The 14,732-nt window shown below is 70.0% G+C and carries 13 protein-coding genes and 1 pseudogene; 8 read left to right on the top strand and 6 right to left on the bottom strand.

Translation table 11 applies throughout. The annotated features are described in order from the left end of the window. Positions 1–90: 90 nt before the first annotated feature. The gene (gene proC / locus AB0C16_RS32310; RefSeq protein ID WP_357688492.1) at positions 91–885 is read right to left on the bottom strand and encodes a pyrroline-5-carboxylate reductase; all 795 of its coding nucleotides are present in this window, start codon (positions 883–885) and stop codon (positions 91–93) included. Between the two features lie 20 nt (positions 886–905). After that, on the bottom strand, positions 906–1,796 hold the full coding sequence (locus AB0C16_RS32315; protein WP_357688494.1) for a proline dehydrogenase family protein: 891 nt from the start codon (positions 1,794–1,796) through the stop codon (positions 906–908). A gap of 90 nt (positions 1,797–1,886) precedes the next feature. On the opposite strand from AB0C16_RS32315, the gene AB0C16_RS32320 reads away from it, so the two are divergent. The 7 genes and pseudogenes from AB0C16_RS32320 (at position 1,887) to AB0C16_RS32350 (ending at position 9,966) form a co-directional block, all read left to right on the top strand. Beyond that, on the top strand, positions 1,887–2,351 hold the full coding sequence (locus AB0C16_RS32320; RefSeq protein ID WP_357688496.1) for a hypothetical protein: 465 nt from the start codon (positions 1,887–1,889) through the stop codon (positions 2,349–2,351). A gap of 281 nt (positions 2,352–2,632) precedes the next feature. Further along, positions 2,633–4,501 carry a molecular chaperone DnaK gene (gene dnaK / locus AB0C16_RS32325; RefSeq protein ID WP_357688498.1) on the top strand — a complete coding sequence of 623 codons (1,869 nt, stop codon included), beginning with the start codon at positions 2,633–2,635 and terminating at the stop codon, positions 4,499–4,501. Beyond that, a complete protein-coding gene (gene grpE / locus AB0C16_RS32330) occupies positions 4,501–5,094 on the top strand; it encodes a nucleotide exchange factor GrpE (protein WP_357688500.1) in 594 nt (197 codons plus the stop codon). The genes dnaK and grpE overlap by 1 nt, the downstream gene beginning before the upstream one ends. A gap of 21 nt (positions 5,095–5,115) precedes the next feature. Then, positions 5,116–6,291, top strand: a complete 1,176-nt coding sequence (gene dnaJ / locus AB0C16_RS32335) for a molecular chaperone DnaJ (protein WP_357688502.1) — start codon at positions 5,116–5,118, stop codon at positions 6,289–6,291. A 3-nt stretch (positions 6,292–6,294) separates the two neighbouring features. Next, positions 6,295–6,597, top strand: a pseudogene (locus AB0C16_RS32340) (helix-turn-helix transcriptional regulator); the annotation flags it as partial. A 53-nt stretch (positions 6,598–6,650) separates the two neighbouring features. After that, complete coding sequence (gene clpB / locus AB0C16_RS32345) at positions 6,651–9,221, top strand: ATP-dependent chaperone ClpB (RefSeq protein WP_357688504.1); 2,571 nt, start codon at positions 6,651–6,653, stop codon at positions 9,219–9,221. Between the two features lie 151 nt (positions 9,222–9,372). After that, positions 9,373–9,966 carry a hypothetical protein gene (locus AB0C16_RS32350; protein WP_357688506.1) on the top strand — a complete coding sequence of 198 codons (594 nt, stop codon included), beginning with the start codon at positions 9,373–9,375 and terminating at the stop codon, positions 9,964–9,966. Positions 9,967–10,098: 132 nt separating this feature from the next. Here the strand turns inward: AB0C16_RS32350 and AB0C16_RS32355 are convergent, their stop codons facing one another. Beyond that, the gene (locus AB0C16_RS32355) at positions 10,099–10,629 is read right to left on the bottom strand and encodes a tetratricopeptide repeat protein (protein ID WP_357688508.1); all 531 of its coding nucleotides are present in this window, start codon (positions 10,627–10,629) and stop codon (positions 10,099–10,101) included. A gap of 170 nt (positions 10,630–10,799) precedes the next feature. On the opposite strand from AB0C16_RS32355, the gene AB0C16_RS32360 reads away from it, so the two are divergent. Continuing rightward, a complete protein-coding gene (locus AB0C16_RS32360; protein WP_357688510.1) occupies positions 10,800–11,144 on the top strand; it encodes a hypothetical protein in 345 nt (114 codons plus the stop codon). Here AB0C16_RS32360 and AB0C16_RS32365 read toward each other — a convergent pair. The 3 genes from AB0C16_RS32365 to AB0C16_RS32375 all read right to left on the bottom strand — a co-directional run bounded on the left by AB0C16_RS32365 (position 11,141) and on the right by AB0C16_RS32375 (position 14,689). Then, positions 11,141–11,710 (bottom strand): TetR family transcriptional regulator, encoded by a 570-nt coding sequence (locus AB0C16_RS32365; RefSeq protein WP_357688512.1) that lies wholly within the window; start codon positions 11,708–11,710, stop codon positions 11,141–11,143. The two genes, AB0C16_RS32360 and AB0C16_RS32365, sit on opposite strands and share 4 nt — an antisense overlap. A gap of 124 nt (positions 11,711–11,834) precedes the next feature. Further along, on the bottom strand, positions 11,835–13,571 hold the full coding sequence (locus AB0C16_RS32370; protein WP_357688514.1) for an SDR family oxidoreductase: 1,737 nt from the start codon (positions 13,569–13,571) through the stop codon (positions 11,835–11,837). A 41-nt stretch (positions 13,572–13,612) separates the two neighbouring features. Further along, positions 13,613–14,689: a CapA family protein gene (locus AB0C16_RS32375; protein ID WP_357688516.1), complete on the bottom strand. Its 1,077-nt coding sequence runs from the start codon at positions 14,687–14,689 to the stop codon at positions 13,613–13,615. Between the last annotated feature and the right edge of the window lie 43 nt (positions 14,690–14,732).

The following is a 14,732-nucleotide window of genomic DNA, read 5'->3' on the forward strand; positions in this document are numbered from 1 at the left end:
CCCATCGTAAGGACCTGGTCACCCGGGCGGCGGGGGAACTCCCCGCCTACGACCTTCGCGCAGCTCTCAGACGCTTTCCGGGCTCGCCGGTCAGCCCGCGGCGAGCTCGCGGCCGCGGTCGCGGGCCGCCTCGATGGCGGCCAGGAAGGCGGCGCGCACGCTGTGCCGTTCGAGCTCGGCGATCGCCGCGATCGTGGTGCCGCCGGGCGAGGTGACGGCCTCGCGCAGGATCACCGGATGCTCGCCCGAGTCGCGCAGCATCACGGCCGCGCCCACGATGGACTGGATGACCATGTCGAGCGCCGCGGCCCTCGGCATGCCGAGCAGGATGCCCGCATCGACCATGGCCTCGACCAGGTAGAAGAAGTAGGCGGGGCCGCTGCCCGACAGGGCCGTGGCCGCGTCCTGCTGCGACTCGGGGATGCGCAGCACCTTGCCGACCGGCTTGAGCAGGGCTTCGGTGAGCCTGAGATGCTCCTCGCCCGCGTGGGCGCCCGCCGAGATCACGCTCATCGCCTCGTCGAAGCGGATCGGCGTGTTGGACATGACCCTGACCACGGGCACCTCGACGCCGAGCCGCTGCTCGACGAAGGCCGTGGTGATGCCGGCGGCGGCGGTGATGACCAGGCGGTCGGCGGGCACGTAGGGGGCGATCTCGGTCAGCAGCGCCGCCATGTCCTGCGGCTTGACGGCCAGGATCAGCGTGTCGGCGGCCTTGGCGGCCTCGGCGTTGGTGACGGTGCGCACGCCGTAGGACTCGCGCAGCGCCTGCGCCCGCTCGGACCTGCGGGTGGTGGCCAGGATGTCGCCCGGTTTGAACCCCGCCCGCAGCAGACCGGACAGCAGGGCCTCACCCATCTTGCCGGTGCCCAGAATCGCAATCACGCCAGCAGCCTACCGACCGGTCAACGCCTGCTCAGCAGCGACCGCAGGAAAAAGGCCAGGTTGCGGGGGCGTTCGGCGAGGCGGCGCATGAGGTAGGGGTACCAGTCGGCGCCGTAGGGCACGTAGACGCGCATCCGGCTGCCCAGCGCCGCCAGCCGCCGCTGCTCCTCGGAGCGCACGCCGTAGAGCATCTGGTGCTCGAAGGCCGAGGTGTCGCGCCCGTGGAGCACCGCGAGCGTCGAGGCGATCTCCACCAGGCGCGGATCGTGCGTGGCGACCATCGGGTAGGCGGCGCCCGACATCAGCACCCTGAGGCAGCGTACGAACGAGCGGTCGATGTCGCCCGCGGACGTGTAGGCCCCCGGCGCGGTGTAGGCGCCCTTGCAGAGCCGCACCCTGGCGCCGTCGAGCTCGGCGAGTCTCGCGCAGCGCTCCCGCGCGTCGGGCAGGTAGGCCTGCACCACGATCCCCACCCCGGGGTGCTCCTTGCGCAGCGTCGCGTGCACGAAGTGCAGCCCGGGGATCGTGTCGTGCTCCTCGGCGTCGAGCGTGAGCGTGATGCCCCGGAGGGCGGCGTGCTCGCAGATGGTGGCGGCGTTGTCGAGCGCGAGCTGCTCTCCCAGGCGCAACCCCAGCGCGGTCAGCTTGACGGAGACGTCGGCGCCCTCGGGCAGCCGGCCGAGCAGCGCGAGATAGGCGTGGACCTCGCCCTCCGCCTGGGCCCTGTCGGTGACCTCCTCACCCAGGTGGTCGACCGAGACGAGCAGGCCGTCGCGGGTCAGCTCTGACACGACCGCGCCGACGTCGTCGGCGACGTAGCGCCTGACCACGTCCTTGGTCAGCGGCGAGGTGGACACGAGGCGCTCGGCGCGCCCGCTTCTGGAGACGGCCAGCAGGGCCTGACGGAGCACGGGTCCAACCCTAACTTCACCGGACGACGGCCGCTGGATCTGGCGGATGAACCTGTGGGCGGCCCCGTTCGTCGTATGGGTATGCGCACGATGACAGCGACTCTTCTGGCCGGGTGTCTGGTGCTCGCGACGGGTTGCGGCACGGCGTCGCCCGGCGCGGCGTCCTCCGCTCCCGGCACGTCGGTTCCCGACACGCCGGTGTCGGCCTCCGCGGTGTCGACGACTCCCACCACCTCCGTCCCCAAGGGGCCGGAGCCGGTCAAGCCCACCGGCGACGCGATCAACACCCGCAAGGTCCCGTGGACCAAGGCCAAGTCCGTGTCGAAGGGGCGGAAAGTCCAGCTGGTCTGGTCGTCGGGCGTGGCCCCCTGCACCGTGCTCGACCGGGTGAAGGTCAAGGAGACCCGCAAGCGGGTGACCATCACCCTGTACGAGGGGACGGCTCCCACGGCCAAGGACGTCGCCTGCATCATGATCGCCATCGAGAAGACCACGACGGTCAAGCTCAAGACGCCGCTCGGCAAGCGCAAGCTCGTGGACGGCGGCAAGTCCTGACCGGACCTGGCGCAACCCCGACGAATCCTGACTGCCCAGCTTCGGGCAACCCCGGTGACAACTGATCGGTTTGTTGCGATACATCGAACACCCCCGTCGGCTGAGCCGTACGGACCGACCCCGGCACGGAACCTCGCGTGCCGGGGTTTTTCTCGCGCGAAAGCCGGAATGCGTGGCGCGTCAGCTAGGTTGAGTCGAGTAGGCTCAAGTCGTTTGACAAACCGATCAGGCATTCGTAGGTTGAGTCAGACCGACTCAACTTTGACTACAAGGACGTACTCATGGCACGTGCGGTAGGTATCGACCTTGGGACGACCAACTCCGTCGTCTCGATCCTCGAGGGCGGTGAGCCCACCGTCATCGCCAACGCGCAGGGCTCGCGGACCACGCCGTCCGTGGTCGCCTTCGCGAAGAACGGCGAGGTCCTGGTCGGCGAGGTCGCCAAGCGCCAGGCCGTCACCAACGTGGACCGGACCATCCGCTCCGTCAAGCGCGAGATGGGCACCAACTGGTCCCAGGAGATCGACGGCAAGAAGTTCTCTCCCCAGCAGATAAGCGCCTTCGTCCTGCAGAAGCTCAAGCAGGACGCCGAGGCCTACCTGGGCGAGAAGATCACCGACGCGGTGATCACCGTTCCGGCCTACTTCAACGACTCCCAGCGGCAGGCCACCAAGGAGGCCGGCACCATCGCCGGTCTCAACGTGCTCCGCATCATCAACGAGCCCACCGCCGCGGCTCTCGCGTACGGGCTCGACAAGGACAAGGACCAGACGATCCTCGTCTTCGACCTCGGCGGCGGCACCTTCGACGTGTCCCTGCTCGATGTCGGCCAGGAAGACGGCCACGGCTTCGTCGAGGTCAAGGCCACCTCCGGCGACAACCACCTCGGTGGCGACGACTGGGACCAGCGGGTCGTCGACGAGCTGGTCACCCGGTTCAAGAACGCCCACGGCGTCGACCTGTCCAAGGACAAGATGGCCCTCCAGCGCCTCCGCGAGGCGGCGGAGAAGGCCAAGATCGAGCTGTCCAGCCAGTCCGAGACCAACATCAACCTGCCCTACATCACGGCGTCGTCCGAGGGCCCGCTGCACCTCGACGAGAAGCTGACGCGCGCCGAGTTCCAGCGGCTGACGGCCGACCTGCTCGAGCGGACCAAGGGCCCGTTCCACCAGGTCATCAAGGACGCCGGGGTCAAGCTCTCCGACATCGCCCACGTGGTGCTCGTCGGCGGCTCGACCCGCATGCCCGCCGTCACCGATCTGGTCAAGGAGCTGACCGGCGGCAAGGAGCCCAACAAGGGCGTCAACCCCGACGAGGTCGTCGCCATCGGCGCCGCGCTGCAGGCCGGCGTGCTCAAGGGCGAGGTCAAGGATGTCCTGCTGCTCGACGTGACCCCGCTGTCGCTGGGCATCGAGACCAAGGGCGGGATCTTCACCAAGATCATCGAGCGCAACACGACGATCCCGACCAAGCGCTCCGAGGTCTTCACCACGGCCGAGGACAACCAGCCGTCGGTGCAGATCCAGGTCTACCAGGGCGAGCGCGAGATCGCCTCCTACAACAAGAAGCTGGCCACCTTCGAGCTGACCGGCATCGCCCCGGCGCCGCGCGGCATCCCGCAGATCGAGGTCACCTTCGACATCGACGCCAACGGCATCGTCAACGTCTCCGCCAAGGACCTGGGCACGGGCAAGGAGCAGACGATGACGATCACCGGCGGCTCCGCGCTGCCGAAGGACGACATCGATCGGATGATGCGCGAGGCCGAGTCCTACGCCGAGGAGGACAAGAAGCGCCGCGAGGAGGCCGAGGTCCGCAACAACGCCGACGGGCTCGCCTACCAGACGGAGAAGTTCCTCCGCGAGAACGACGACAAGGTCCCCGGCGAGATCAAGACCGAGGTCAACGACGCGCTGAGCGAGCTGAAGAAGGCTCTCGACGGCACCGACACCGACGTCATCCGCACCTCCGCGGAGAAGCTCGCCACGGTCAGCCAGAAGATGGGTTCCGCGATCTACGCCCAGAGCCAGGGCGCGGGCGGCGAGGGCGCTCCGCAGGGCGCCGCGCCGGGTGACGCGCAGGACAAGGCCGACGAGGACGTCGTCGAGGCCGAGATCGTGGACGACGACCAGGCTAAGAAGGACAAGTGATGCTGCCGCGCGAAAACGGGCACGAGGAGCCGGTGATCCGCGACAACCGCAAGATCGACCCTGAGACGGGAAAGGTGCGCGTGCCGTCAGATGACAAGCCCGAGCAGTCCGTCGCTCCTGAGGCCGCGGCCCAGGACGGCGAGCTGAAGGCACAGATCGCTGAGCGGACCGCCGATCTCCAGCGCCTCCAGGCCGAATACACCAACTACCGCAAGCGGGTCGAGCGTGACCGGATGGCGGTCCGCGAGCAGGCTGTCGCGGGCGCGCTGATGGAGCTCCTTCCCGTGCTCGACGACATCGGGCGGGCCCGCGACCACGGCGAGCTCACCGGAGGCTTCGCGAAGGTGGCAGAGTCACTGGAAGCGACGCTCACCAAGCTCGGGCTCTCACCGTTCGGCCAGAAGGGCGACCCCTTCGACCCGACCGTCCACGAGGCGCTGATGCACAGCTACTCGCCGGACGTGACCGAGCCCACCGCGATCGAGGTGTTGCAGCTGGGTTACCGGATGGGTGACCGGCTGCTGCGCCCGGCGCGGGTGGCCGTGGCCGAGCCTGAGGACGCCCCCCCGGCGTCCGAAGACGACGACAACTGACAAAGAACGAAGGGCCCATAGATGAGCACCAAGGACTACCTGGAGAAGGACTACTACGCCGTCCTTGGTGTGCCCAAGACCGCCACCGCCGATGAGATCAAGAAGGCGTACCGGAAGCTGGCCAGGCAGTATCACCCGGACACCAACCAGGGCGACTCGGCCAAGGAGACCAAGTTCAAGGAGGTCTCCGAGGCCTACGACATCCTGTCCGACAGCAAGCGCCGCAAGGAGTACGACGAGGCGCGCACGCTGTTCGGGTCCGGTGTCGGCGGCCAGCGTCCCGGCGGTGGCGGGTTCCCATTCGACTTCGGCGACCTGTTCGGCGGGACGGCCGGCCAGCAGGGCGGTCACGGTGCGGGAGAACGCATCGGCGACCTGTTCGGCGGGCTGTTCAACCGCGGGGGTTCCACCCGCACGACCAGCTCGACCCGGCCGCGCCGCGGGCAGGACGTCGAGTCGGAGGTCACGCTGACGTTCACCGAGGCGGTCGAGGGCAGCACGGTGTCGCTCCGGCTGACCAGTTCGGCCGCCTGCACGGCGTGCAGCGGCACCGGAGCCAAAGCCGGCACGACCCCACGGGTCTGCCCGACCTGCGAGGGCACCGGAGCGGCGAGCCGCAACCTCGGCAACTTCGCCTTCTCCGAGCCCTGCCGTGACTGCAAGGGCCGCGGGCTGCTCGTCGACGACCCCTGCCCCGTGTGCGAGGGCAACGGCCGGGCCAAGAGCACCCGCACCATCCAGGCCCGCATTCCCGCCGGGGTGGCCGACGGCCAGCGGGTCAAGCTCAAGGGCAAGGGCGCGCCGGGCGAGAACGGCGGCCCCGCCGGAGACCTCTACATCCAGACCCATGTCAAGCCGCACGCGGTGTTCGGCCGGATGGGCGACAATCTCACGATCGTCGTGCCGGTGACGTTCACGGAGGCCGCGCTCGGCGCCGAGATCAGGGTTCCGACCCTCAAGGGAATGCCGGTCACGCTGCGCATTCCCGCGGGCACGCCCAACGGGCGCACGTTCAGGGTGCGCGGCCGGGGTGTCGCCCGCAAGGACGGCACCAAGGGAGACCTGCTCGCCAGTGTCGAGGTGGTCGTCCCCAAGACGCTCGACGACAAGTCGCGTGAGCTCCTGTCGGAGTTCAACACCGCGACCGCGGGTGACGACCCGCGGGCCGATCTCATTCAGCGAGCCAGAAGCGAGTAGCCGATGGACGCCAGCTATTTCGACCTGTCAGACGACACTCCCGTCTACGTGATCTCGGTCGCCGCCCAGCTGTCCGGCCTGCATCCGCAGACGCTGCGGCAGTACGACCGGCTCGGACTGGTCTGCCCGGGACGTACGGCGGGGCGCGGCCGCCTCTACTCGACCCGCGACATCATCCAGTTGCGCGAGGTCCAGCGGCTCTCCCAGGAGGAGGGCATCAACCTCGCCGGCATCAAGCGGATCCTCGAACTCGAGAACGAGGCGTTGCGGCTGCGTGAGGAGGTTCACCGCCTGCGCGCCGAGATGCAGATGGTCAAGGCGCTGATCCGATACGAGCTGCCACCGGGGGCCTAGAAAAGATGGACTACAAGCTCACCCAGAAAAGCCAGGAGGCGCTTTCGGGGGCCATGCGGCGTGCCGCCGCGGAGGGCAACCCCGAGATCGCCCCGGTCCACCTGCTGACCACGCTGCTCTCCCAGACCGGCGGCACCGCCGTGCCCCTGCTGGAAGCCGTGGGCGCCGACTGGAAGTCACTGCGGGCCAGGGCCGAGGAGCAACTGGCCACGCTGCCCAAGGCGCAGGGCTCGACCGTGAGCGCGCCGTCGAGCTCGCGCCAGTTGCTGACCGTGATCAACACTGCGGCCCAGCGGGCCAAGCGGCTGGAGGACGAGTACGTCTCCACCGAGCACCTGCTGGTGGGTCTGGCCACCGACGGCGGCCAGGCGGCCGAGCTGCTCAAGTCGCAGGGGGCGACCCCGCAGGCGCTGCTCGACGCGTTCGAGAAGGTACGCGGCCACGCCCGCGTCACCAGCGAGACCCCCGAGGACACCTACCAGGCGCTGGAGAAGTACGGCGTCGACCTGACCGAGCGGGCCCGCAGCGGCAAGCTCGACCCGGTCATCGGCCGCGACTCCGAGATCCGCCGGGTCGTGCAGGTGCTGTCGAGGCGCACCAAGAACAACCCGGTGCTGATCGGCGAGCCCGGCGTCGGCAAGACCGCCGTCGTCGAGGGCCTGGCCCAGCGCATCGTGGCCGGCGACGTGCCCGAGTCGCTGCGCAACAAGCGGCTGATCTCGCTCGACCTGGGCGCGATGGTGGCGGGCGCGAAATACCGCGGCGAGTTCGAGGAGCGGCTCAAGGCCGTGCTCTCCGAGATCAAGGAGAGCAACGGGCAGATCGTCACCTTCATCGACGAGCTGCACACCGTGGTGGGCGCGGGCGCCGCCGAGGGCTCGATGGACGCGGGCAACATGCTCAAGCCCATGCTGGCCCGCGGCGAGCTGCGCATGATCGGCGCCACGACGCTCGACGAATACCGTGAGCGCATCGAGAAGGACCCCGCCCTGGAGCGCCGCTTCCAGCAGGTCTACGTGGGCGAGCCCACGGTCGAGGACACGATCGCGATCCTGCGCGGGCTGAAGGGCCGCTACGAGGCCCACCACCAGGTGCAGATCGCCGACAGCGCGCTGGTCGCCGCCGCCGCGCTGTCCGACCGCTACATCACCAGCCGCTTCCTCCCCGACAAGGCCATCGACCTGGTCGACGAGGCCGCCTCCCGGCTCCGCATGGAGATCGACTCCCGCCCGGTGGAGATCGACCAGCTCCAGCGCAACGTCGACCGGATGAAGATGGAGGAGCTGGCGCTGTCCAAGGAGACCGACGAGGCCTCCCTCCAGCGGCTGGAGCGGCTGCGCAAGGAGCTGGCCGACCGCCAGGAGGAGCTCAACGCCCTGGTCGGCCGGTGGGAGCACGAGAAGGCCGGCCTGAACAAGGTCGGCGAGCTGAAGAAGCAGCTCGACGAGGCCCGCAGCGGCGCCGAGCGGGCCCAGCGCGACGGCGACTTCGAGACGGCGTCCAAACTCATGTACGCCGAGGTCCCCAGGCTGGAGCAGGCCCTGCGCGCGGCTTCCGAGGCGGCGCCGTCCGACAACGCGATGGTCAAGGAGGAGGTCGGCCCCGACGACATCGCCGAGGTCATCTCGTCCTGGACGGGCATCCCGGCCGGGCGCCTGCTGGAGGCTGAGACGGCCAAGCTGCTCCGCATGGAGGAGGAGCTGGGCAGGCGCCTCGTCGGGCAGCAGCGGGCCGTACAGGCCGTCTCCGATGCCGTACGACGGAGCCGGGCGGGCATCTCCGACCCCGACCGGCCCACCGGCTCGTTCCTCTTCCTCGGGCCGACGGGGGTCGGCAAGACCGAGCTGGCCAAGGCGCTGGCGGAGTTCCTGTTCGACGACGAGCGGGCGATGACCCGCATCGACATGAGCGAATACTCCGAGAAGCACAGCGTCGCCCGGCTGGTCGGGGCGCCTCCCGGTTACGTGGGCTACGAGGAGGGCGGCCAGCTCACCGAGGCCGTGCGGCGCCGGCCCTACACCGTGGTGCTGCTCGACGAGGTGGAGAAGGCGCATCCCGAGGTCTTCGACATCCTGCTGCAGGTGCTCGACGACGGGCGGCTGACCGACGGCCAGGGCCGCACGGTCGACTTCCGCAACACGATCCTGATCCTCACCTCCAACATCGGCTCGCAGTTCCTGGTCGACCCCAAGCTGGAGAACGGCGCCAAGCGCGAGGCCGTCATGGGCGCGGTCCGGAGCTCCTTCAAGCCGGAGTTCCTCAACCGGCTCGACGACGTGATCCTGTTCGACGCGCTCGGCTCCGAGGAGCTGACCCGCATCGTCGACCTGCAGGTCGACCGGCTCGCGCAGCGGTTGTCCGACCGGAGGCTGACGCTGGACGTCACGCCCGCCGCCCGCGAGTGGCTGGCGCTCACCGGCTACGACCCGATGTACGGCGCGCGTCCCCTGCGCCGCCTGGTGCAGTCGGCGATCGGCGACAAGCTGGCCAAGGCGGTGCTGTCCGGCGAGGTCGTCGACGGCGACGGGGTTCTGGTCGACCTCGGCGACGACGAGCTGACGATCAAGCGCGCCTGATTTCCGCCGCGCGGCCGCCCGGAGACCATCCCGGTCTCCGGGCCCGCCTTCCACGCGCCGCGCACCTGGCTAGCTTCAGCGTTCGTCAGATCACCGAAAACGATCAGGGGGACGTGAAGTGTCATCTCGGAACATCCGAAGCGTCATTGCGGTGGCCACTCTGACCGCGGGGGTGGGCTGGTTCGCGGCGGGCCCGGCGGCCGCGGACCACTGCACCGTTCAGTCATCGACGCTGGACATGCCCGCGACCACGACGACGTTCTGTGACGGGGTGCCCAGGACCCAGCTGCACGACATCACCGACCAGGACGGCAAGCGGGTGGCCGTGGTCGTCACGCGGACGGCCAGGCGCCTCGGCCTGACCGGCCTGGCGACGGCCGGCTCCGCCACGACCGCGGCCGATCTGGCCGGCGACAACGGCGCCTCGCGCCTGTCCGCGCTGCCCTCCGGCTCGCGGAACCCGTCGGGCCTGAGGGACGTGTCGACGATGACCACGACGCCCGATCTCCCCGGGCTCCCGGCGATGCCGATCGCCGTGCCCGGTACGACGACCTTCGGCGGGCTCACCGCCGCCCGGCGGGCGGACATCTACCCGTGGCCGGTGGACCGGCTGCCGAGCAGGGTGACCTCGAAGACCCTCGCCACGGTGCCCAAGGCGGTGGACGACACCCGGCTGCCGCGGACCGACGTGCCGGAGCTCAATGACGTCGGCGGCCTGCTGAACGGCCTCGACGTCAGCGGCTGACCACGGCATCTGGGCCGGCGCCGGTCCGGCGCTGACGCCCACCACGTCCGTGAGCGGGCCGCGCCGCCCGCCCATGGCTCTCCATAGGCGAAGGGGCCACGGCCGGCAGGTCGTGGCCTCCTCGCGCCGCCGTCAGGAGATCAGCGCGTCGATCTCGTCTTCGGGCAGGCCCAGGTCGACCCTGATGCGGTAGCGGGTGCGCAGCAGGGCCACGTGCTCGGGGTCGTCCTCGTCGCAGGCCAGCACGGCCTGGGTCGCCCACTCGAGCCCGGCCTCCAGGTCGCCGTAGGCGACCAGGGTCTCGGCGATCGTGTGGGCGGTCGCCGGGGTCGCCCTGCCCTCGGCACGGATCGTCTCGATGACCTCCCTCGCCTCCGCGAATCTGTCGAGCTCGAACAGCGTGTCGGCGATGCCGGCACGCGGATCGATGGTGGACTCGCCGCCGTCCTCCAGCGCGCGCTGGAAGCACTCCAGCGCGTGCGCCGGCTGCCCGGCGGCTCGCCATTCCTCGGCCGCGAGGACCAGGATGGACGCCCTGGAGACATCGCCGGAGGAATAGCCCAGCGCGACGTCGTACAGCCGCCTGGCCAGGGAGCTGTGGTCGTCGGCCAGCAGTGCCTGCTCAAGCAGGCGATCAAGGTGCTCACGGGTCACATGCGCCACACCGCGAGACTACCGAGCCCCATGCCGCTTTGCCCGGTCAATGCGCATCGCCGATGGAGCACTAGTTTTGGCGACGTTCTGTCAAAGTCTGCCTACGCTCAGCGTGTCTCGGCAGTTCGAAGGGCATATTCCGGTAACACGCGTGCGGGTGGAGGGGGGCTGCGATGGGCATGTCCAAGCAGATGACCTTCATGCTCGCCTGTACGGTGGCCCTGTCGGCGCTGCTGCCCGGCGCGGCCGGATACCTGTCGGCGCGCCTGGAGGCGATCCATTCGGCGGAGCGCGCCCTGCGCGCGGTCGAGGCCAGGCTGCACGTCAGGATGGCCCGCGAGGCCAAGGAGGAGCGCCCGGTGTTGTTCCCGGAGCACTGCCCGCCCATCCCGGCGACGACCACGATCGAGCCTCCGGCGGCGGCGCTACAGACCGGCGACCGGCCGCGCCGCAGGGACCACCGGCCGGCGCAACTGTCCGACTGGCTGCCCCAGATCGTCGAGTCGCCGGCGGAGGCGCACTAGACGGAAGTGGGCGCCCAGGCGTTGAGCTGGCGCGACAGGAACCCTCGGACGAGCTGCTTGGCCGCCTCGATGATCTCGGGTGATCCCTCGGGCAGGCGCCGGAACGCCAGTTTGAGGACCGCGTCGCCGGCCTCGACCGCCACCAGCACGGCCACGTCGAGCTCGTGGCTGTCGGCCAGCCCGAACTCACTGAGCAGCAGCCCGCGCAGCCGCCCGGCGATCACCGTGTTGTTGTCGGAGTCGGAGTCGAGCAGGTTGAGGTCGACCACATCGCCGAAGTGCAGGCTCTTGAAACCGGGAACGGTCCGGTGCATCGAGACGTACTCGTCGATGATCGCGTCGACCGCCTCCCACCAGCCGCGGTAGTCCTCTTCGAGGAACCTGCGGCCGACCCGGGAGACGAACAGCTCGACGTTGCGCCGGGTCAGCTCCTGAGTGATCGCTCGCTTGTCGGGGAAGAACTGGTAGACCGACCCGATCGCGACACCGGCCCGGTCCGCGATGCGAGTGGTCGAGAGCGCTTCGTAGCCGATCTCGTCGAGAAGCTCGGCGCAGGCGTCGAGCATCCGCTCGACGCGGCGTGCGCTACGGCGCTGCGTGGGCCGCCGTCGTAACGGCTGGGGCTGCGAACAGTCTTCGTCAATCCGGGGGGACGGCACGAATTCCATCCTCCCCCCAACCGGGCGATCGTTACCGGTCAATAGGCTTATTTCTCTGGGCGACCGCTCGCTCGGGGAGACCGGACATCCGGGCCAGTCTCCGCATCGCGGCCGGGGAGACCCTGGACAGCGCGTAGCCGATCTTCCCCTCGGCGTTGACCGGGACGACGGCCCGGTCACGGTGGACGGCCCGGAGGATGTGCGCGGCGACGCGCTCGGGCGGGTAGCCGCGGCGCTCCAGCCCTCGCTCGGCGGCTTCGCGCAGGTCCTCGCCCACGTAGGTGGCGTTGTGGGCGATGCGGGTGGACACGAAGCCGGGACAGATGGCGCTCACGCCGATGCCCTGCCCGGCGAGCTCCGCCCGGAGGCAGTCGCTGAGCATCTTCACCGCCGCCTTCGAGGTCGAGTAGGCGGGCAGCAGCCTCGACGGGGCGAACGCGGCGAGCGAGGCGATGTTGACGATGTGGCCGCCCTCTCCGCGCTCGACCATCTGCGCGGCGAACAGGCGGCAGCCGTGGATGACGCCCCACAGGTTGACGTCGATGGTCCGCCGCCAGTCGTCGAGCGAGTGGTCCAGGAATCCACCGCTGACCGCGATCCCGGCATTGTTCACCACAACGTCCGGTACGCCGTACTCAGTCTTGATATTTCGCGCGAAATCCGCCATCTGGGCGGCATCGGCCACGTCGACCCGCACGGCGTGCGCGGCGCCCGCGAGGTCCTTGGCGATGCCGTCGGCGGTGCGCGCCGCCGCCTCGGCGTCGAGATCGGCGCAGACCACCTCGGCCCCGTGCGCCGCGAAGGCCCGCGCGGTGGCGCGGCCGATCCCGCTGCCGGCGCCCGTGATCACCACCAGCCGATCCTGGAACGCCTTGCGCCCCTCCTCCACCACGGCGGCCCGCAGGCTTCTCGTGGCCGGACCGCCACCGGTGTGATCGGCGAACTCAGCGATCATCCGCGCGACCACGCCGGGGTGACTGCGCTGCGCCCAGTGCCCGGCGGCGATCCTGCGCCGCCAGAACCTCCGCACCCCCTGCCCGAGCCAGGCCGTCAGGGCCGGGGAGACGAACCGGTCGCGGGTGGCGTCGATCAACTGGACCGGCACGCCGATGTCCGGCTCGGCGTCGCCGCTCGACCGGTCGCCCATGTTCCGCCGGTAGAGCCAGAGCCCGTTGGCGGCGTCCTTGGCCAGCGTGCCGGCGGGATGGCCGGGACGGGGCTCGACGCCGTCGAGCCGCATGGCGCGCTCCAGCAGGCCGGGAATGACCGTGCGCCAGGCCGGCTCGGGCAGGAAGGGGGCCTGGAAGGCGCCGATGTACCACGATCTGGCCAGCTGACCGGCGACGTCGCGGCGCCTGCCGTGCCTGACGAACCGGGCCGTCTGGGCGAGCCCGGGGCCGCCGAAGCCGGTGAACGAGATGACGCGGTCACGGAGGCCGGGCCTGGCCACCGCGTCCCAGCCCTGCAGCGAGCCCCAGTCGTGGCCGACGAGATGCACGGCGGGCTTGCCGATCGCGTCGAGCACGGCCGCGAGGTCGGCCGCCAGGTGGTCGATGGAGTAGTGATGGCGGTCACGCGGGGCCCCGGAGTCGCCCGCGCCGCGCACGTCGTAACGCACCACGTGGAAACGGTCGCGCAGGAGCTCGGCCACCTCGTCCCAGACGCGGTGCGTGTCGGGATAGCCGTGGATCAACAGGATCGTGGGGTCGTCCGGGTCGCCCTCCTCGAAGACCGCCAGCCGCACGTCACCGGACTCGATCCATCGCATCGCGACCTCCTATTGGACGACTCGTCCAAACATAGAGCGGGTCAGGGGCGCGAGGCCAGCCCGGTGCAGGAGCGCAGCGCCTTCCAGTCGGCCACCGCCTGGGTCCGGGCCGCGCCCGTCATCGGCACCGGCAGGCCGCCCTGGATCGTGGCGGGGGTCCAGCTGTCCTTGAGGACCTTGCGGCCGTTGATGGTGAGCGTCAGCACGCCGGTGCGGCCGGTGGTGGCGGGGTTGGAGTTGTAGAAGACGAAGTTGCCCAGGCCGTAGCTGATGTAGGCGTTGCCCAGGTATCCGGCGCCGAGCAGGATGTGCGCGTGGCCGCCGACCACCACGTCGGCGCCCGCCTTGACCAGCTTGGGCGCGAGCGAGAGCTGCGCCGGGTTGGGACACTTCTGCATCTCGGTGCCCCAGTGCAGGTGCACGATCACGGTGTCGGAGTTCTTGCGCGCCTGGCGCACGGCCTTCAGCAGGCGAGCCTCGTTCTTGGCCGAGGCGAGCCCGCCCTTGTCACCGGCGGCGGTCCACGAGGCGATGAACTCCGCGTCGAGCACCTGGGTCGCCCCGATGATCGACACCCGGTTGCCGTTGACGACCCGGCGGTACGGCTTGTACGCCTCCGTCTCGTTCCCGCCGATGCCCACCACGGGGAACCTGGACCGCTTGACGGCCGCCAGCGAGTCGGCCAGCCCGGTCTCCATGTAGTCCATGCCGTGGTTGTTGGCCATCGACACCACGTCCACACCGGCGGCCTTCAGCGCGGTGAACGCGCTGGCCGGCGCCCGGAAGGTGTATTGCTTGCCCGGCGCGGGAGTGCCGCCCGTGGTGATCGCGGTCTCCAGGTTGACCATGGACAGGTCGGCCTTGCGCAGGACCTGCGCGATCGGCCCCAGCGCCGTACGCGGATTGTTCAGCCTGGGCCGCAGCATCCCCTCGAAGTGCACGTCGCCGCCGAACGAGATCGTGAACGGCCGCCGCACGGGCGACGGCTTGGCCGAGGCGGTCGTGGGCTTCTCGACCACCTCCTGGCTCTGCGGCTCCGACTGGGCGGCGGAGCACGCGGAGGCCGCGGTGAGGGCGCCGACGACGGCCACGGTGAGGAGGGCACGGGGGAGTCTCACTTGTTGGCACTTCCGCTCGATCCGGACGTTCAGCCCACGAGCA

The sequence above is a fragment of the Nonomuraea sp. NPDC048916 genome, from assembly GCF_040649575.1.
Classification (GTDB): domain Bacteria; phylum Actinomycetota; class Actinomycetes; order Streptosporangiales; family Streptosporangiaceae; genus Nonomuraea.

What these genes read in the sequence shown, in the direction of transcription:
- AB0C16_RS32365 (WP_357688512.1), bottom strand. Translation starts at nt 11,710, where the DNA reads ATGCTCGACGCCTGCGCCGAGCTTCTCGACGAGATCGGCTACGAAGCG.
- dnaK (WP_357688498.1), top strand. Translation starts at nt 2,633, where the DNA reads ATGGCACGTGCGGTAGGTATCGACCTTGGGACGACCAACTCCGTCGTC.
- clpB (WP_357688504.1), top strand. Translation starts at nt 6,651, where the DNA reads ATGGACTACAAGCTCACCCAGAAAAGCCAGGAGGCGCTTTCGGGGGCC.
- AB0C16_RS32360 (WP_357688510.1), top strand. Translation starts at nt 10,800, where the DNA reads ATGTCCAAGCAGATGACCTTCATGCTCGCCTGTACGGTGGCCCTGTCG.
- grpE (WP_357688500.1), top strand. Translation starts at nt 4,501, where the DNA reads ATGCTGCCGCGCGAAAACGGGCACGAGGAGCCGGTGATCCGCGACAAC.
- dnaJ (WP_357688502.1), top strand. Translation starts at nt 5,116, where the DNA reads ATGAGCACCAAGGACTACCTGGAGAAGGACTACTACGCCGTCCTTGGT.
- AB0C16_RS32370 (WP_357688514.1), bottom strand. Translation starts at nt 13,571, where the DNA reads ATGCGATGGATCGAGTCCGGTGACGTGCGGCTGGCGGTCTTCGAGGAG.
- AB0C16_RS32320 (WP_357688496.1), top strand. Translation starts at nt 1,887, where the DNA reads ATGACAGCGACTCTTCTGGCCGGGTGTCTGGTGCTCGCGACGGGTTGC.